We start from the raw sequence: 17500 nt of genomic DNA, 5'->3' as shown, positions 1-17500 counted from the left end.
GGCGGTTGCAGCGGATTACGGTTGCGGCCACTGGCCAAGCAGCCCGTGCGACGCCTCGAACAGCGCCGACACACGCAGCAGTTCAGCGTCGCCGCGGAACTGGCCCACCAGCTGCAAGCCGATCGGCAGCCCGTCGCTGCCGAAGCCGCAGGGCAGGCTGATGGCGGGGTGGCCGGTCATGTTGAACGGCATGGTCCACGGGAACCAGTGCGCGCGCACGTTTTCGAAAGCCTCGCCGTCGATGTCGATGGTGCCGAACAGGTCCTGCCCGATGGGCAGCGCCGTGCGCGTCAGCGTAGGCATGGCGAGGAGGTCTGCGCGCTGCAGCAGCGCCTGCACGCGCTGGAACAGCTTCGTGCGGTCGAACATGGCTTGCTGGTACTCCACGCCGCTGACCTGCGCGGCGGAGGCCACCTGGCGCAGGAACGTGGCGCTGAGCTGGTCGCCGTGCTCCTCGGCAATAGCGGCAAAGCGCGCGCGCCAGACCGTATGGTTGATGGCGCGCCAGATCGGCTCCACGTCGAAGCCTTCGCCGGAGAAAGGTTCCAGCTCCGCGCCAAGGTCTGCCAGCTTGGACAGGCTCGCCTCGAAGGCCCGCGCCACTTCCGCCGATGCCGGGCGTCCTGGCGGCGTCAGGCAGTAAAGGATGCGGCGCCCGCGCAGATCGCCTTGCGCTCGCGCCGCGCTGACATAGTCCGGCTTGGGCACGCCGATGGACCAGGGGTCGCAGGCATGCTCGCCGGCCATCGCCTGCAGCATCAGGCCGGTATCCGCGACCGTGCGCGTGGTCGGCGTGACATAGGTCTGGTTGCCGAACAGGTCCTGCGCCTGGCTGTGCGGAATCACGCCGTTGCTCTGCTTGATGCCGACCACGCCGTTGCAAGCGGCCGGAATCCGCGTGGAGCCACCGCCATCGGTTGCGACCGCCAGCGGCGCGATGCCGCTAGCCACGGCGACCGCCGCGCCGCCGCTCGATCCGCCGCTGGTGCGCTCGCGGCTCCAGGCATTGCGCGTGCGGCCAAACAGCGGCGAATCGGTCAGGCATTTGGAGCCAAACTCGGGCGTGGTGGTCTTGCCGATCAGGATGGCGCCTTGTTCGCGCAGGCGGGCGATGGCCACCGCATCGTGGTCGGGCACGTTGTCCCGGTACGGCGCCACGCCAAATGTGGTGCGCACGCCCTTTGTATTGACGAGGTCTTTCGCGGTGAAGGGAATGCCGTGCAGCAGCCCAAGTGGCTTGCCCGCCATGACGGCTTGCTCCGCCTCGCGGGCGGCGGCGATGGCTTGGTCGGCGCACAGCGTGATGAAGCAGTTCAGCTCAGGCTGCAGCCGGGCGGCGCGGTCGAGCACGGCCTGCGTGAGCTCGACGGGTGAGATTTCCCTGCGGGCGATGCGGCCTTGAAGCTCGGCGGCGGACAGAAAGCAAAGCGCATCGCTCATCGGCGGGCGTCTCCAGAAAGTGTCTCGGGGGCCTGGATGCCACGCTTTGCGAGGCTTTGGTTTTTGGATCCAGAATCCACTGTTTGCGGCTATAGTAGACCCGTGGGCAGCCCTTGTAAACTGCGCCACCCAAGCTGAATCACCCCGTGCCCAAACGGCGCCGGGATGCGCAAAATAGCGTGAAATTTCATAAAATTGGGGGCAAATGGCAGAAACATTCGAATGGCAAGGCCGGGTGCGGCTGGTCGAGGAAGTCGCCCAGGTCCTGCGCCAGCGCATCTATCGCGGCGTCTACCCGCCGGGCAAGCCACTGCGCCAGGTGGAGATTTCCGAGGACCTGAAGATCAGCCGCACGCCGCTGCGCGAAGCGCTGCGCATCCTGGAGCGCGAGGGCCTGGTCAGCGCCGAGACGGCACGCGGCGTGACCGTGGTCAGCGCGGATTTCCGGCAGCTGATGGACGCCTACGAGTTGCGGGAGGTGATCGACGGCCTGGCGGCCCGGCTGGCGGCATCACGCGCCAGCGAGCTGGCCGGGGCGCCCTTGCGCGCCATCATCGAGGCGCAGCGGGGGAGCCTCGATCCCTGGCGGCCCGAGGTCTATACAGCGGCCAATGTCGAGTTTCACACGGCCATCATCGGGCTGGCAGCGAACGAGTACCTGGCGCGGCAGGTGCCCATTGTGCATATGACATCGCAGGTGTTTGCGCCAAGGGTTCTGTTTGCCCGCGACCGGGCACTGGCAGCCATCGAGGAGCACGAGCGGATCGTGGCGGCGATCGAAGGCGCGGATGCCGATGAGGCGGAACATCTGGCCCGCCTGCATATCCGCAATTCGATGGCGCGGCTCAGGGCGCTGGCGCAGGGGGAAAGCGACGACGTCGCGGTGGTTGCTGAACCCTAAGTGCTAAGTGCTAAGTGCTAAGTGCTGGCGGGGGCCGCAAGGACCACGTTTATGGCTGCTGCGGCTCCGCGGCAACCGGTAATTCCTGGCGCAGCGCCGGATGGTGCCGGTTCACGCTTCTCGCCCCGAGGACCAGCGCCAGCAGAAACGCCAGCAGGTACCCCGCAAACGTAATGGTTGCTTCCATCTCTGACCCCTCTATGCACGTTCGCGCTATTTTTTTGCTAGCCGCGAGTATGCGCAAAAGCACACCTGGCTCGCTACCACTCGACGGAGGGGGGTGTGGCCCGAATCACAACGTGGTTGGCCGCACAGGCAGCCAGGTACATGGGTGTTGAGTTCGCTTGTGTCCTGATGGGTCCTGATGGCACACTTGCAACACTGTTGCAAAAATAGAAGGCCGGGCCGCTCATGGCCCCGCGCCCTCGCCCTCCCAGCCATCCCATGTGGCGACGCCCGTTAGTGCTCCTGCTCTGCGTGTTCCTGCTCTTCGGGCAGGCGGGTGCGGTCGTCCACGCGCTTTCCCATCTCCACGCGTCCCAGCAGAGCAATCCATGCGCGGCACCGGCCGACATTGAACAGTGCGGGCCCGGCCACGCCTGCCTGCAATGCCTGGCCTTCGCGGCCGCCGCCGTGGGCATGCCGTCGATGGCTTGCTGGCTGCTGCTCGTCAGTTTCCGCCGCTGGCATTACCCGCTGCTCGCCGAGCGGCACATCGCGCCCATCGCCTCGCCACGGCCCCGCAGCCGTGGCCCCCCTCTGACTGGCGGATTGTTCGCTTAATGCATGCGCGCGCGCCTGAAGGCCGTGCGCGACATTCCCATTCCATCAGAGGCACCCCATGTCCCGTTTTCCGCTTCGAGCCATCGCGGCCGGCGCCGCGTCGGCGCTCGCCCTGTCCGCCCACGCGCAGTCATCGCCGGCCGACCCGTCTTCTTCCTCACCATCCTCGCCATCGGTTCCCGCCCCGGCACCCGCGCCGGCAGCCAGCGCCAAGGCCCTGAATGCCGTCGTGGTCACCGCCAAGCGGCTCGACGAGGCGCGCAACGCCTTGTCGCCCGAGACCGGCAGCTCGGTCTATCGTTTCGACAGCGAGGACATCAACGCGCTGCCCCAGGGAGAAAACACGCCGCTGAACCAGGTCCTGCTGCAAGCCCCCGGCGTGGTGCAGGACTCCTTTGGCCAGTTGCACGTGCGCGGCGACCACGCCAACCTGCAATACCGCATCAACGGCGTCATCATTCCCGAGCCGATCAGCGGCTTCGGGCAAATGCTGGATACGCGTTTCGCGGACGAGATCAAGCTGATCACCGGGGCGCTGCCGGCGCAGTACGGTTTTCGCACGGCGGGCATCGTGGACATCCGCACCAAGGGTGCGGCCGCCGACGAGGAGGGGCAGCCCAAGGCTTTCGGCGGCGAGATCGGCACGGTCTTCGGCAGCCACGCCGACCATGAGCTCAACGGCTATGTGCAGGGCGCCAAAGGGCCGTGGAGCTATTTCCTGAGCGGCTCCTTTGTCGAGAACAACCTCGGCATCGAGAACCCCGCCGCCGGGCGCAATGCCATTCACGATCACACCGACCAGGGCAAGGCATTCGGCATGCTGTCCTACCTGATCAATCCGGACAGCCGGGTGAGCTTCATGTTTGGCAGCGCTGACAACCGCTTCCAGATTCCGAACCGGCCGGGCCTGTCGCCGTCGTTTACCATCGACGGCGTGGTCACGCCGCCCTCCGACCAGCTCAACGCCAACCAGCGCGAGAAGACCGATTTCCAGATCCTCTCGTACCAGAACAAGGTATCGTCCGCGCTCGATTTCCAGGTGTCGCTGTTCCATCGCACCAGCCGCGTCGACTACAACCCGGACCCGATCGGCGACCTGGCCTACACCGGCGTTGCCGCCAACATCACGCGCAGCAACGAAGCCTACGGCGTGCAGGCCGACGGCAGCTACGTGCTCAACCCCAGCCACACGCTGCGCACCGGCGTGTTCGTGCAGCGCGAGCATTACGGCGTGGACAACACCTCCAGCGTGCTTCCCGCCGACGCCAACGGCAACCAGACCAGCGGGGTGCCATTCACCATCGTGGACAACACCAGCAATACGGGCACCACGCTGGGCTTTTACCTGCAAGACGAGTGGAAGGCCACCGACAAGCTGACGGTCAACTACGGCGCGCGCTATGACCACGTCAACACGGTTGTCAGCGAGCAGCAGATCAGCCCGCGCCTGGGGCTGACCTACGATCTCACCAACGTCACACGCCTGCATGCCGGCTACGCGCGTTACTTCACGCCACCGGCGACCGAGAAGATCGACACCACCTCGGTGGCCAGCTTCGCCGGCACCACCAACGCCTTGCCGTCGGACGCCAACACGGCCGTGCGCTCGGAGCGCTCGGATTACTTCGACCTTGGCGTGTCGCACCAGGCCACGCGCAACCTCACGCTGGGCCTGGATGCCTACTACCGCAAGGTGCGCCACCTGCAAGACGAAGGGCAGTTCGGCAACGCGCTGATCTTCTCCTCGTTCAACTACGACCAAGGCAAGATCTACGGGCTGGAGGGCACGGCCAACTACCGGCAGGGGAGCTTTGCCGCTTACGCCAACCTGGGCGTTTCGCGCGCCCTGGCCAAGGGGGTCGAGACCGGGCAGTTCCATTTCGGCGCGGATGAGCTGGCGTATATCGCCAGCAACTGGGTCCACCTCGACCACGACCAGACGGTGGCGGGCTCGTTCGGTACCTCGTACACGTGGCACGGCACGCTGCTGAGCGCGGATGCGCTGTTCGGCAGCGGCTTGCGCAACGGCTTCGCCAACACCAATCACCTGGGCGCCTACTTCCAGGTCAACGTGGGCGCCGGACACGCCTTCGATGCGCCGGTCATCGGCAAATTCAAAGTCCGGCTGACGGTGATCAACCTGTTCGATCGCAACTACCAGTTGCGCGACGGGACCGGCATCGGGGTGGGCGCGCCGCAGTATGCGCCGCGGCGCAGCTTCTACGTGGCGTTGTCAAAGCCCTTCTGAGCGCGGGGGTGGCGCGCGGCGTTGGCCCGCGTCGCCCCCCAGTTAACGTCGATCTAACCGCTCTACACCGCCGAGGCTTTCACCGCCCCATTGGCAAAGAAAGCCTGCAGGTTTTCAAACACCAGATCCGCCATCGCATTGCGCGTCTCGTGCGTGGCGCTGGCGATATGCGGCAGCAGCACGACGTTGTCCAGCGCGAACAGCGCCTGCGGCACCTGCGGCTCGTTCTCGAACACATCCAGCCCGGCGCCTGCAATGCGCCCCTGCACCAGCGCATCCACCAGCGCGGCTTCGTCGACCACGGTGCCGCGCGCGATATTGATCAGGAAGCCTTTCGGGCCTAGCGCGTCGAGTACCTCGGCCGACACCAGGTGCCGGGTCTCGGGGCCGCCCGCGGTGGCGATGACCAGGAAGTCCGCCCACCTGGCCAGCTCGCTCAGGGAGGGCTCATGGCGGTAGGGCGCATCCTGCGCGGGGCGGCGGCTGTGGTAGCGCACTTCCATGTCAAAGCCCGCGCCGCGCCGGGCAATGACGCGTCCGATGCGACCCATGCCGACGATGCCCATGCGCTTGCCGCTGACGCGGGTGGCGAGCGGGAACTGCGCCTTTGGCCACTCGCCGCGCCGCACGAAACGGTCGGCCGCGCTGAAGCCGCGCGCCACGTCCATCAGCAGGCCGAAGGCCGTATCGGCCACGCAATCATTGAGCACGTCGGGCGTATAGCCAACGGCGATGCCGCGCGCGCGTGCGGCGTCCAGATCGATCTTGTCGAGGCCCACGCCAAAGCTGGAGATAACCTTCAGCTTTGGCAAGGCCGCGATCATCGCGGCGTCGACGCCGATCGCGGCGCGCGTGGTCAGTGCGGCGAACTCGCCGCCGTGGCTGGCGAGGAAGGCGGCGGGATCGGTCTCGGCCCACAGCGGGTGGACGTCGTAGTGCTCGGCGAGGCTGGCTTCAAGCGCGGCGGGCAGGCGTCCGTGCTGGGCAAGGCGTGGTTTCATGAGAAGAGGTCCAAATGGTGAAAATGGTGATGGTGGTCCGGCGGTGCTTGATTCAGTCCGCGCTGAGCTTGTTGTCCTGGATGATCTTGGCGTAGCGCTTGCGATCCGTGGCAATCAGGTCGGCGAACTGCGTGGGCGTGCTGCCCACGGGAATGGCGCCTTGCGCGATCAGTTGCTCCTTCACCGCGGGCATCGCCACCACTTCCTTCACGCCGGCGGCGATCTTGTCGACGATGTCCTTGGGCGTGCCGGCCGGCGCCAGCAGGCCGACCCACGATCCCGACTCGGCGCCGGCGATGCCCGCCTCTGCCAGCGTCGGCACGTCCGGCAGCGCGGGCGAGCGGACCTTGCTGGTCACGGCCAGCGCGCGCAGCTTGCCGGATTTCACATGGCCGGCGGTTTCCAGGATCGAGGCGAACAGCATGTCGACATTGCCTGCCATCAGGTCGGTCATGGCCGCGCCGCCGCCCTTGTAGGGCACATGCAGCAGGTCGGTACCGGTAGCCACCTTGAAGATCTCGGCCGACAGATGCGGCGAGCCGCCGCTGCCCGAGCTGGCATAGGTCAGCTTGCCGGGCTGCGCTTTGGCCAGCGCCACCAGTTCCTTCGGGTTCCTGGCCGGCAGTTTGGGCGTTACCACCAGGGCAAAGGGCAACTCCGCCATCAGGCTGACCGGCACGAAGGCGGCCGGGTCATAGTTGAGTTTCTTGTAAAGCGAGGGATTGATCGATTGCGTGCCGACATTGCCGGCCACCAGCGTGTAGCCATCCGGCTTGGCGCGGGACACGATGTCCAGCCCGACATTGCCGGCCGCGCCGGGGCGGTTGTCCACCAGTACCGGCTGGCCCCAGAGTTGCGAGAGCCGCAGCGCCACCAGGCGGGTGCCCACGTCGGTGCCGCCGCCGGGGGCGAACGGCAGGATGATGGTCACCGGCTTGGTCGGCCAGGCAACGCCGGGCTGGGCCTGCGCGGCGGGCAGCCAGGCGCCGATGGCCAGGGCGATCAGGGCCGCGCGGCGGCCAAGTGTGGGGGTGTAGAGCGAGCGCATGTCTTGTCTCCGAAAGTACGGCTTGCTGGCCGGGCGCCTTGGCGCCGGCACGCATGGGTTGGTGGTTGCCCGGCGGCAACTCACTCGGGCTGGATGCCCGCATCCTTGGCCACCTTGGCCCACTTGCCCATTTCCACTTGCAGGAAGCTGGCGAATTGCGCGGGCGTGCCGCCTGCGGGCTCGATGCCGGCGTTCTGCAGGCGCTCGCGCACGTCGGGCGAAGCCAGCGCCTTGTTGATCTCGGCGTTGAGCTTGTCCACCACCGCCTTGGGGGTGCCGGCCGGGGCCAGCACGCCACCCCAGGTGCTGGTCTCATAGCCGGGCAGCCCAGCCTGCGCCATGGTCGGCACCTGCGGGGCGGCCGATGAGCGCTTGGCGGTCGTCACCGCCAGCGGGCGCACCTTGCCGCCCTTGACCTGCGGCCCGATGGCGGCAACGGTGTCGAACATCAGCGACACGCGGCCGCTGGTCAGGTCCGGATGCGCCAGCGTGCTGCCCTTGTACGGGATGTGGACCATGTCGATGCCCGTCATGCTCTTGAACAGCTCGCCCGAGAAATGCGGCGCGCCGCCCGAACCGCTGGACGCGAACGACAACTTGCCCGGGTTGGCCTTGCCGTAGGCGATCAGTTCCTTGACGGATGTCACAGGCAGGGAAGGGGACACCACCAGCATCAGCGGCACCACGTGGGTCAGCGCCACCGGCTCAAAGCTCTTGACGGTGTCGAAGGGCAGCTTCTTCACCATGCTGGGATTGATGGCGTGGCTGCTGGCCACCAGCGCCAGCATGTAGCCGTCCGGCGGGCTCTTGGCCACGAGGTCGGTGCCGATGATGCCGGTGGCGCCGGGGCGGTTGTCCACCACCACGGACTGGCCCCAGGCTTCGGTCATCTTCTGGCCCACCAGCCGCGCTACCAGGTCGATGGCGCCGCCGGGGGAGGCGGGGACGATGATGGTGATGGTCTTGGTGGGGTAGCTGCCTTCGGCGGCATGGGTGGCGGGGGCGGCCAAGGCGAGTGCGGCCGCGATGCCCGCTAGTGCTGCGGCAATGGGCTTGGTGTAGAAGTGCATGTAGTCTCCTGTGCGTTTTTGTTTCGGCTTAATGCTTTCCATCCAACGCGCAGCGAGAGCGCCAACGCATCATTTCGCAACTGCGCGGCTCCCCTCTCCCACTTCGTGGGAGAGGGGAGCAAACCGTGGCTACGCCGGACGAGCCATCAATTGGCCGTCGCCCCCGATTTCTTCACCAGTTCGGCCCAGCGCGGGATCTCCTTGCCCATGAACGCCGCGAGTTCGGCGGGGCTGCTGCCTACCACTTCCATGCCCAGTTGCTGCGTCATCCGTTGCTGCACGGCGGGCTGCTTCAGCGCGCGCACCACTTCGGCGTTCAGGCGCTGCACCACGTCCTTCGGCGTGCCGTGCGGCGCGTATAGCGCCTGCCACGACACCATCTCGAAGCCCGGCATACCGGCCTCGGCCATGGTCGGCACGTTGGGCGCCAGCGCGGAGCGCTTGGGCGAGGTCACGGCCAGCGCGCGCAGCTTGCCGGCCTTGATCATGGCGTCGCCCGCGGTCAGCTGGTCAAAGAGAAAGGGAACGAGGCCAGCGGCCACGTCCTGGATCGCCTGCGGGCTGCCCTTGTAAGGCACGTGGGTCATCGGCACCTTGATCATGTCGGCGAACAGCTCACCTGCCAGATGCGTCGAAGTGCCCGCGCCCGACGACGCGAAGCTCAGGCCCGGATGGCTCTTCGCATAGGCAATCAGCTCCTTCACGTTGTTGATCGGCAGCTTGGCGTCGACCATCAGCACATTGGGCACGTAGGCGATCAGGCAGACCGGCTCGAAATCCTTGACCGGGTCGTATGAGAGATTCTTGTACAGGCTCGCGTTGATGGCATGCGTGCTGATGGTGCCGCCAAACAGCGTGTAGCCATCCGGCTTGGCGCGCGCCACGTAGCCCGCGCCCACCGCGCCGGCCGCACCGGGCCGGTTCTCGACCACCACCGGCTGGCCCAGCGCCTTCGAGACTTCCTGCCCGATGGTACGGGCGACGATATCGGTGGAGCCGCCCGCCGCGAACGGCACCACCCAGGTGATCGGGCGCGACGGCCATTTGTCCTCGGCCTGCGCGCCGGTACTGAACAGGAACAGGGCGCTGGCTGCGGCCAGCATGCCGAGGGCGCCAACGCGGCGCAGCGCGCCTCGCTTGTTGTGATGCATCTTGTCTCCATCCGTGGCCGCCTTGCCCCTCGCGTCGGGAGCCGGCTGGCTCATGTGCTTGTTTGTGGCTTGTTTGTGGCTTGTTTTTGGCTTGTTTTGGCTTGTTTTGGCTTGTTCGTAGCTTGCCGAGGCTTGTCCCGTCTGGCAGGCGGCGATGCTCAGCGGCCCTTGGCTTCGCGCCAGGCGGCAAAGTCCAGCCGGCTTTGCTCCTGGGTCGGCGGGTACAGGCCGATGATCGAGCGGCCCTTCATCACTTCCTCCGTGACGAAGTCTTCGAACGCGGTCATCTCCACCGCTTCCGCCGCGATTTCCTCGGCCAGGTGGCGCGGCACGATGATCACGCCTTCGGCATCGCCCACCACCACGTCGCCCGGGAACACCGCCACGTCGCCGCAGCCGATGGGGCCGTTGATCTCGATGGCCTGGTGCAGCGTCAGGTTGGTCGGCGCGGAGGGGCGATGGTGATAGGCCGGCATGGCCAGCCGCGCAATCTCCGGCGAATCGCGAAAGCCGCCATCGGTGACGACGCCGGCCGCGCCGCGCTGCATCAGGCGCGTGATCAGGATCGAGCCGGCGGAGGCCGCGCGCGCGTCCTTGCGGCTGTCGATCACCAGCACCGCGCCGGATGGGCATCGCTCAACCGCCTGGCGTTGCGGATGGTTCGGATCCAGGAAGACCGAGATCGGGTTCAGGTCTTCGCGCGCCGGGATGTAGCGCAGCGTGAAGGCCTCGCCAACCATGTTGCCGTGCTCGGGATTGAGCGGGTGCACGTCCTGGATGAACTGGTTGCGCAAGCCGCGCTTGAACAGCGCCGTGCACAACGTCGCGGTGCTGACGGTCTTGAACTGCTCGATGGTCTGCTGGCTGAGCTTGCTGGCCTGGGTCGTGGTCGTGGTATCGGTCGTGGTATCGGTCATGATGGGTCCGCTATCAGTAGATGCTGGGTTCGCCCGTGGGCGCGCCAAAATCGGTTTGCAGGAAGTCGAAGTCGCAGCCGTCGTTGGCTTGCCGGATATGCTTGGAGAACATCCAGCCATAGCCGCGCCCGAAGCGCGGCGGCGGCGGCGTCCACGCGGCCTTGCGGCGCGCCAGCTCTTCGTCGGACACCTCCAGGTGGATGCTGCGGCGGTCGATGTCGACCGAGATCATGTCGCCGGTGCGCACCAGCGCGAACGGGCCGCCGATATACGATTCCGGCGACACGTGCAGGATGCAGGCGCCGTAGCTGGTGCCGCTCATGCGCGCGTCCGACATGCGCAGCATGTCCCGCACGCCTTGCTGGACCAGCTTCTTGGGGATGGGCAGCATGCCCCATTCCGGCATGCCCGGGCCGCCTTGCGGGCCGGCGTTGCGCAGGATCAGGATGTGGTCGGCGGTGACGTCCAGATCGTCGCGCTCCACCGCTTCCTTCATCGACGGGTAGTCGTCGAACACCAGCGCCGGGCCGGTGTGCTTGAAGAATCGTTTCTCGCAGGCGCTGGGCTTGATCACGCAGCCGTCCGGCGCGATATTGCCCTTGAGCACGGCCAGCGCACCCTCCTGGTACAGCGCGTTTTCCTTGGTGCGGATCACGTCGTCGTTATAGACCTCGGCACCCGCGATGTTCTCGCCCAGCGTGCGGCCGGTGACGGTCAGCGCATCCAGGTGCAGCTTGTCGCTGATGCGGTTCATCAGCGCGGGCAGGCCGCCAGCGTAGAAGAAATCCTCCATCAGGTATTTGTCGCCGCTGGGCCGGATATTGGCGATCACCGGCACGTGGCGGCTGGTCTTGTCGAAATCCTCCAGCCCGATGTCATGCCCGGCGCGGCGCGCCATGGCGATCACGTGGATGATGGCGTTGGTGGAGCAGCCCATCGCCATGGCCACGGCGATGGCGTTTTCAAACGAGGCGCGCGTCTGGATCCGTTGCGGGGTCAGGTCTTCCCACACCATGTCCACGATGCGCCGTCCGGCCTCGGAGCACATGCGGATATGGTTGGCATCGGCAGCGGGGATCGACGAGGCGCCCGGCAGCGTCATGCCGATGGCCTCGGCAATCGCCGTCATGGTGCTGGCCGTGCCCATCGTCATGCAGGTGCCGTGGCTGCGGGCGATGCCGCCCTCGATGCCGATCCACTCGGTCTTGCTGATATTGCCGGCGCGGCGCTCGTCCCAGAACTTCCAGGCGTCGGAGCCGGAACCCAGCACATTGCCCTTCCAGTTGCCGCGCAGCATCGGGCCGGCCGGCACGTAGATGGCCGGCACGCCCGCGCTCGACGCGCCCATCAGCAAGCCCGGCGTGGTCTTGTCGCAGCCGCCCATCAGCACCGCGCCGTCGATGGGGTGGGAGCGGATCAGTTCCTCCGCTTCCATCGCCAGCATGTTCCGGTACAGCATGGTGGTTGGCTTGACCGCGCTTTCCGACAGCGAGATGGCGGGGAGCTCGATCGGGAAGCCGCCGGCTTGCAGGATGCCGCGCTTGACGTCGTCGACACGCTGCTTGAAGTGGGAGTGGCAGGGATTGATGTCGGACCACGTGTTGATGATCGCGATGATCGGGCGGTCCAGCCATTCGTCGGGCGAGTAGCCCATCTGCATGATGCGCGAGCGGTGCCCGGAGGAGCGCAGGTCGTCGGGGGCAAACCAGCGCGCGCTGCGCAGGGTCTCGGGCGTCTTCTTGCGTGACGTCATGTTGTCTCTTCCACGGATGTTGTCATTGGGCCGGACCTCTGGTGCCAGAACTGGGCGGTAGAGATACGACATCTGATATCGTCGGATGGATTAAAGCACTAATATATTAGTGTGTCAAACCGTAAAGCTTTCCATTAAACTGCTGCCATGAGACGTAATGCAGCGTCTTTGTGCGTGATAAGCCACGCCCGTGCAGTGAAACCAGAACGCCCGATGGAAGCCACTGAAACCACTGAAGCCACCTTGTCCGCCCCGCAGATTCAATTCCAGTTCGACCGCACCCGGCATGCCGCGCCGCAGGTGTTCGAGCATATGCGGGACATGATCATCTCCATGACGCTGCCGCCCGGCACGGTGCTGTCGCGCACGGATCTCGCCGCGCAGTACGGCATCAGCCAGACGCCGGTGCGCGATGCCCTGATGCGCCTTGCCGAGGAAGGGCTGGTCGATATCTTCCCGCAGCACGCCACCGTGGTCAGCCCCATCAGCATCGCGCTGGCCCAGCAGGCGCATTTCCTGCGGCGCTCCGTGGAAGTGGAAATCGTGCGCACGCTGGCCGAGCAACCCGACCCCGCGCTGGTGGAGCGGCTGCGCCTGAGCGTGGCGCGGCAGCAGGCCATGCTGGCCGCCCAGGACTTCGCGGAGTTCTCCCTGTTCGACCAGGCCTTCCACCGCCAGATGTACGAAGCCGCCCGCGTGCCGGACCTGTGGATGCTGGTGCGCCGCCAGAGCGGCCACCTGGACCGCCTGCGCCGCCTGCACCTGCCGATCGCCGGCAAGGCCAACGCGGTTGTGGCGGATCACACTGCCATCGTCGATGCGATCGCCAGCGGCGACCCCGACGCCGCCCAGGCCAGCCTGCGCCGGCACCTTTCCGGCACGCTCGCCAATCTCGAAGAGATCCGCGCTCGCTACGGAGATTTCCTGCAGTAGCGGCAAGCAGCAAGCAGCAGCCGGTGCGACGCAATCCGCACATTATCGCGGCCTTGCGCGATACCCGGCAAAGGGCGGCGATCGACGCCCGTGGCTTCGATGCGGCATCCCTGCCATGAATGTGCCACAAAATCTTCAAGTTGCTGAAACAATAGGCAGTCCGACCGGATTGGCGGCTGCAAGCCGGTTGGCGGGAAGCAAGGTGCCTGTTATCCACAGTATTTGTGGATAACACGACCCATAAAAACGGGCTTTGTTCATGGGGCGCCATAAATTGTCAAGCGGTTAGAGGGTTTGCTCGAATGGCTGGCGGCAGGGGCTGGTCGACCAGGTTTCCCGCGCCCGGCGGCGTTCGGATCCTTCCTTGTCCCATCCGTTTTATTTTCCTATAGTCCCATTCATAGAACTATTCGAACGTACGTTGGGGGGAGACGATGGAGATGACGGCTGGCGCCCTGTCCGGGGTCAAGGTGGTGGACATCACGGCGGTATTCATGGGCCCTTCGGCCACGCAGATGCTTGGCGACCTTGGCGCCGACGTGATCAAGGTGGAGTCGCCCGAGGGCGATGTCACGCGCGGCATCGGGCCGTGCGGCGACGAGAAGATGGGGCCGCTCTACCTGGGCCTGAACCGCAACAAGCGCAGCGTCGTGCTGGACCTCAAATCGGAAGACGGGCGCGAGGCGTTGCTGCGGCTGGTGCAAGACGCCGACGTGCTGGCCTACAACGTCAGGCCGCAAGCCATGCAGCGCCTGGGGCTGGACTACGAAACGCTGTCCGCGCTGAACCCGCGCCTGGTCTATGTCGGCATGTTCGGCTTTTCGCAGCGCGGCCGCTACGCGCCGCAGGCCGCGTTCGACGACCTGATCCAGGCGGCCTGCGGCCTGCCCCAGGCGGTGGCCAAGGGCAGCGGCGATATCCCGCGCTATCTCCCGATCACCATTGCCGACCGCTCGGTGGGGCTCTACGCCTTTGGCGTGATCTGCGCCGCGCTGTACGCGCAAGCGCGCACCGGCAAGGGCCAGCGCGTGGACGTGCCGATGTTCGAAACCATGGTGCCCTATGTGCTGGGCGACCACCTTTACGGCGAGACCTTCGTGCCGCCGCGCGGCGGCTTTGGCTATCCGCGCCTGCTGTCGCCTGAGCGCCGGCCCTACCAGACGCGCGACGGCCATGTGTGCTGCCTGATCTATCACGACCATCACTGGCGCACCTTCCTCAAGGCCATCGGCAAGGCCGGCTTGTTCGACACCGATCCCCGCTTCGCCAGCATCACCACGCGCACCGCCCACATCACGGAGCTTTACGCGATGGTCAGCGACGAAATGGCCAAGCGCACCACGGACGAATGGCGCGCGCTGCTCAAGGAGGCCGATATCCCGGTGTTCCCCATGCACACGTTCGAAACGCTGCTCGATGATCCGCATCTGCGCGACATCGGCTTCTTCCGCGAGACCGACCACCCGGGCGTGGGCCGCATCCGCGAGATGGCGGTGCCGAGCGAATGGTCGGGCACGCCGCCCACCAGCCAGCGCCACGCCCCCGCGCTGGGGGAGCACAGCCGCGAGGTGCTGCGCGAGGTGGGCTATGACGACACCGCCATCGACCGCATGATGGCCGCGGGCACCACGCGCGGATCGGAAAATGCAAAGGCAAAGGCTTAGCGTGAGGCAACGAGCATGAAGGCAAAGGCCGACTCTGCGGCGGCCCCCGACGGCGAGGCGCATGCGCTGCCAGACGATGGCACGGGCGGCGTGGCGCGCTACCGGCAGCTAGCCAGCGTGCTGCGCCACCGGATCATCTCTGGCGAATGGCCGCTTGGGCACCAGTTGCCCACGGTGGAGCGCCTTGCGCAGACCTACGGCATCGCCCGCGTCACCGTCAGGCAGGCCTTTGCCGTGCTGGCCGAGGAGGGCCTGGTCAGCAGCCAGCGCGGGCGCGGCACGCACGTCACCGGCCAGCCGCCCGGGCCGAGCGAAGGCATGCGATCCGCGATCAACGATGAGCTGGTCGGCGGCAGCGAGCTGGAAATCCGCATCCTGGACAAACGCAGGGATGTCAGCCTGCCGCCGGGCTTGCCCACGCGCGGCGAGCCGCTGGGCCGCTATGTGCTGCTGCGCAAGCTGCACGTGCACGATGGCGAGCCGTTCTGCCTGATCGAGCTGTACGTGGCCGAGTCTGTCTTCAGCCAGTTCCCGCGCGGCAGTGAAAGGCACCGCAAGATCGCCCGCCTGCTGCGCGAGGCCGTGGGAGAGCGCCTTGGCATCATGCATCAGACCATGACGGTGGAACCCGCCGACTATGCGATGGCGCGCGCGCTGGCCTACGGCTTTGCCGCGCCCATCGCCAAGATCGTGCGCACCACGCTGGATATCGACGGCAAGGTGCTCACGGCGGGGTGTTTCTGGTATCGCGGGGACCGCTTCATCCTCGACGTGGAATTGCCCGCCCACCTGGCCGATCGCTACCCGGCGCTCGCGGTACCCGACAGCCGCAACTGAGCGTTACCCCGAAAGAAACCCAGCAGATGCCGCAAAGGCACAAGCGGTAAAAAAACGTAATAAAAAAAGTAAAAGTGGTAAACGAGGAGACAACATGACGCACCCCATCACCCGGCTCACCCGGCTCACCCGGCTCACCCGGCTCACCCGGCTCACCCGGCTCACCCGGCGCGCGATCGCCGGGCTGCTGCTGCCCGTCCTGGCGCTGGCAGCCATGCCTGCCAGCCTGGCGCGCGCCTCCGATACGGGCGACTACCCCGCCAAGCCGGTACGCGTGGTCGTGCCGTTCCCGGCCGGCAGCGGCACCGACAGCAGCGCGCGCTTCGTCGCCGAAGCCGTCACCGGCCAGACCAGCAAATCCGTCGTGGTGGACAACCGGCCCGGCGCCAATGGCTTTATCGCAGCGCAGGCGGTTGCCACCGCGCCAGCCGATGGCTACACCATGCTGGTGACCACCAACACCACGCACGCCGCCAATGCATCGCTGTTCAAGAAGCTGCCCTATGACCCGGTCAAGGATTTCGCGCCGGTCTCGCTGATCGCCAAGAGCGGGCTGGTACTGGTGGTGCCGCCCGACAGCCCCGTGCACACCGTGGCCGAGCTGACCGCGCTGGCCAAGGCCACGCCCGGCAAGCTCACCTTCGCCAGCGGCAGCTCCTCCACCCGCATCGCCAGCGAGCTCTACAAGATGATGGCCGGCGTGCAAGCGCTCCACGTGCCCTACAAAGGCGTGCCAGTCGCGCTCACCGACCTGATGGGCCATCAGGTCGACTTCATGATCTCGGACATATCGCCCGCCATGCCCCTGATCCAGGGCGGCAAGCTGCGGGCCATCGCCGTCACCACGGCGCAGCGCCATCCCGTGCTGAAAGACGTGCCAACCATGGCGCAAAGCGGTTTGCCCGGCTACGAGATGGTGGCCTGGTCCGCAGCATTCTTTCCCGCCGCGACCCCCAGGCCCGTGGTGGAGCGCATGAACCAGATGGTGCGCAAGGGCCTGACCGACGCCAGGGCCGCCGAGTACTTCAGCCGCACCGGCGGCGAGCCCGCGCCGTCCACCCCGGAAGAGCTCGCCGCCTTCGTGCGCAGCGAAACGCAGAAGTGGGCGAAGGTGATCAAGGCGGCGGGGATCGAGCCGGAGTGAAGGGCGGGCGCTCGCGCAACGTGAAACGCCTCGCTCTTGCGCACGCCCGCCCTCTCCCCCAACCCCTCTCCCGCACGACGGGAGAGGGGAGCTACGGCAGCGCTGGATTTAGCGTCAGCGATGCCTTGCCCCTTCGCTGAAGTCCGATGCATGACGGGACAGATGCACACAACGCTGGTTTGCTCTACGGTAGCGCTGGATTTAGCTCAGCGATGCGTTGCCCCTTCGCTGAAGTCCGATGCATGACGGGACAGATGCACTGCGCTGGTTTGCTCCCCTCTCCCATGAAATGGGAGAGGGGCGGGGGAGAGGGCGGGCGCTTGCCCAAGGTGATACGTCCCGCTCTTGCGCAGGCCTGCCCTCTCCCACAACAGCACTCGCGCCGCGTGGGAGAGCGCAGCTACGGCAGCGCTGGATTTAGCCCAGCGATGCATCGCCCCTCGCTGAAGTCCGATGCATCCGTGACGAGGGCAGATGCACGACGCTGGTTTGCTACGGCAGCGCCGTGATTTCATCGCCGTCGTGGAGTGACGGGGGCAGATGCACAACGCTGGTTTGCTCCCCTCTCCCATGAAATGGGAGAGGGGCGGGGGAGAGGGCGGGCGCTCGC

15 protein-coding genes are annotated in these 17500 nt (G+C 66.5%); 6 read left to right on the top strand and 9 right to left on the bottom strand.

The annotated features are described in order from the left end of the window. Positions 1-15 precede the first annotated feature (15 nt). The gene (locus tag AC1RQK_RS31710; protein WP_492813334.1) at positions 16-1440 is read right to left on the bottom strand and encodes an amidase; all 1425 of its coding nucleotides are present in this window, start codon (positions 1438-1440) and stop codon (positions 16-18) included. A 205-nt stretch (positions 1441-1645) separates the two neighbouring features. On the opposite strand from AC1RQK_RS31710, the gene AC1RQK_RS31705 reads away from it, so the two are divergent. After that, entirely contained in the window at positions 1646-2341 is a 696-nt protein-coding gene (locus AC1RQK_RS31705) for a GntR family transcriptional regulator (protein ID WP_492813332.1), read from the top strand. Positions 2342-2390: 49 nt separating this feature from the next. Here the strand turns inward: AC1RQK_RS31705 and AC1RQK_RS31700 are convergent, their stop codons facing one another. Together AC1RQK_RS31700 and AC1RQK_RS31695 are read right to left on the bottom strand one after the other, a co-directional pair. Further along, positions 2391-2528, bottom strand: coding sequence for a hypothetical protein (locus AC1RQK_RS31700; RefSeq protein WP_174426420.1), 138 nt, complete (start codon positions 2526-2528; stop codon positions 2391-2393). A gap of 272 nt (positions 2529-2800) precedes the next feature. Then, positions 2801-3031 carry a hypothetical protein gene (locus AC1RQK_RS31695; RefSeq protein ID WP_492813330.1) on the bottom strand — a complete coding sequence of 77 codons (231 nt, stop codon included), beginning with the start codon at positions 3029-3031 and terminating at the stop codon, positions 2801-2803. Positions 3032-3182: 151 nt separating this feature from the next. On the opposite strand from AC1RQK_RS31695, the gene AC1RQK_RS31690 reads away from it, so the two are divergent. After that, positions 3183-5372: a TonB-dependent receptor gene (locus tag AC1RQK_RS31690; protein ID WP_492813328.1), complete on the top strand. Its 2190-nt coding sequence runs from the start codon at positions 3183-3185 to the stop codon at positions 5370-5372. Positions 5373-5434: 62 nt separating this feature from the next. Here AC1RQK_RS31690 and AC1RQK_RS31685 read toward each other — a convergent pair whose 3' ends face one another. From AC1RQK_RS31685 to araD, 6 genes are all read right to left on the bottom strand, one after another. Beyond that, positions 5435-6373, bottom strand: coding sequence for a 2-hydroxyacid dehydrogenase (locus AC1RQK_RS31685; RefSeq protein ID WP_492375800.1), 939 nt, complete (start codon positions 6371-6373; stop codon positions 5435-5437). Between the two features lie 52 nt (positions 6374-6425). After that, positions 6426-7421 (bottom strand): Bug family tripartite tricarboxylate transporter substrate binding protein, encoded by a 996-nt coding sequence (locus tag AC1RQK_RS31680; RefSeq protein ID WP_492813326.1) that lies wholly within the window; start codon positions 7419-7421, stop codon positions 6426-6428. Positions 7422-7501: 80 nt separating this feature from the next. Continuing rightward, positions 7502-8491 carry a tripartite tricarboxylate transporter substrate binding protein gene (locus tag AC1RQK_RS31675; RefSeq protein WP_492375802.1) on the bottom strand — a complete coding sequence of 330 codons (990 nt, stop codon included), beginning with the start codon at positions 8489-8491 and terminating at the stop codon, positions 7502-7504. Positions 8492-8637: 146 nt separating this feature from the next. Then, positions 8638-9642 carry a Bug family tripartite tricarboxylate transporter substrate binding protein gene (locus AC1RQK_RS31670; RefSeq protein ID WP_492813324.1) on the bottom strand — a complete coding sequence of 335 codons (1005 nt, stop codon included), beginning with the start codon at positions 9640-9642 and terminating at the stop codon, positions 8638-8640. Between the two features lie 158 nt (positions 9643-9800). Further along, on the bottom strand, positions 9801-10559 hold the full coding sequence (locus tag AC1RQK_RS31665; protein WP_492813322.1) for a ribonuclease activity regulator RraA: 759 nt from the start codon (positions 10557-10559) through the stop codon (positions 9801-9803). A 13-nt stretch (positions 10560-10572) separates the two neighbouring features. Further along, a complete protein-coding gene (gene araD / locus AC1RQK_RS31660; RefSeq protein ID WP_492375805.1) occupies positions 10573-12312 on the bottom strand; it encodes an L-arabinonate dehydratase in 1740 nt (579 codons plus the stop codon). A gap of 213 nt (positions 12313-12525) precedes the next feature. Between araD and AC1RQK_RS31655 the strand changes: the two genes are divergently transcribed. The 4 genes from AC1RQK_RS31655 to AC1RQK_RS31640 all read left to right on the top strand — a co-directional run bounded on the left by AC1RQK_RS31655 (position 12526) and on the right by AC1RQK_RS31640 (position 16890). After that, positions 12526-13245, top strand: a complete 720-nt coding sequence (locus tag AC1RQK_RS31655) for a GntR family transcriptional regulator (protein ID WP_492813319.1) — start codon at positions 12526-12528, stop codon at positions 13243-13245. Positions 13246-13679: 434 nt separating this feature from the next. After that, positions 13680-14909, top strand: a complete 1230-nt coding sequence (locus AC1RQK_RS31650) for a CaiB/BaiF CoA transferase family protein (RefSeq protein WP_492375807.1) — start codon at positions 13680-13682, stop codon at positions 14907-14909. Positions 14910-14924: 15 nt separating this feature from the next. After that, a complete protein-coding gene (locus AC1RQK_RS31645) occupies positions 14925-15746 on the top strand; it encodes a GntR family transcriptional regulator (protein ID WP_492813317.1) in 822 nt (273 codons plus the stop codon). 214 nt (positions 15747-15960) lie between these two features. Further along, positions 15961-16890 (top strand): Bug family tripartite tricarboxylate transporter substrate binding protein, encoded by a 930-nt coding sequence (locus AC1RQK_RS31640; RefSeq protein WP_492813422.1) that lies wholly within the window; start codon positions 15961-15963, stop codon positions 16888-16890. Positions 16891-17500: the final 610 nt, after the last annotated feature.

The organism is Cupriavidus sp. GW822-FHT02D05, assembly GCF_058802485.1.
This window is presented reverse-complemented; position numbering and strand designations above follow the sequence as displayed.

Bases quoted from the DNA above. Each gene is read 5' to 3' on its own strand.
- AC1RQK_RS31710 (WP_492813334.1), bottom strand. From the start codon at position 1,440: ATGAGCGATGCGCTTTGCTTTCTGTCCGCCGCCGAGCTTCAAGGCCGC.
- AC1RQK_RS31705 (WP_492813332.1), top strand. From the start codon at position 1,646: ATGGCAGAAACATTCGAATGGCAAGGCCGGGTGCGGCTGGTCGAGGAA.
- AC1RQK_RS31700 (WP_174426420.1), bottom strand. From the start codon at position 2,528: ATGGAAGCAACCATTACGTTTGCGGGGTACCTGCTGGCGTTTCTGCTG.
- AC1RQK_RS31695 (WP_492813330.1), bottom strand. From the start codon at position 3,031: ATGCCAGCGGCGGAAACTGACGAGCAGCAGCCAGCAAGCCATCGACGG.
- AC1RQK_RS31690 (WP_492813328.1), top strand. From the start codon at position 3,183: ATGTCCCGTTTTCCGCTTCGAGCCATCGCGGCCGGCGCCGCGTCGGCG.
- AC1RQK_RS31685 (WP_492375800.1), bottom strand. From the start codon at position 6,373: ATGAAACCACGCCTTGCCCAGCACGGACGCCTGCCCGCCGCGCTTGAA.
- AC1RQK_RS31680 (WP_492813326.1), bottom strand. From the start codon at position 7,421: ATGCGCTCGCTCTACACCCCCACACTTGGCCGCCGCGCGGCCCTGATC.
- AC1RQK_RS31675 (WP_492375802.1), bottom strand. From the start codon at position 8,491: ATGCACTTCTACACCAAGCCCATTGCCGCAGCACTAGCGGGCATCGCG.
- AC1RQK_RS31670 (WP_492813324.1), bottom strand. From the start codon at position 9,642: ATGCATCACAACAAGCGAGGCGCGCTGCGCCGCGTTGGCGCCCTCGGC.
- AC1RQK_RS31665 (WP_492813322.1), bottom strand. From the start codon at position 10,559: ATGACCGATACCACGACCGATACCACGACCACGACCCAGGCCAGCAAG.
- araD (WP_492375805.1), bottom strand. From the start codon at position 12,312: ATGACGTCACGCAAGAAGACGCCCGAGACCCTGCGCAGCGCGCGCTGG.
- AC1RQK_RS31655 (WP_492813319.1), top strand. From the start codon at position 12,526: ATGGAAGCCACTGAAACCACTGAAGCCACCTTGTCCGCCCCGCAGATT.
- AC1RQK_RS31650 (WP_492375807.1), top strand. From the start codon at position 13,680: ATGGAGATGACGGCTGGCGCCCTGTCCGGGGTCAAGGTGGTGGACATC.
- AC1RQK_RS31645 (WP_492813317.1), top strand. From the start codon at position 14,925: ATGAAGGCAAAGGCCGACTCTGCGGCGGCCCCCGACGGCGAGGCGCAT.
- AC1RQK_RS31640 (WP_492813422.1), top strand. From the start codon at position 15,961: ATGCCTGCCAGCCTGGCGCGCGCCTCCGATACGGGCGACTACCCCGCC.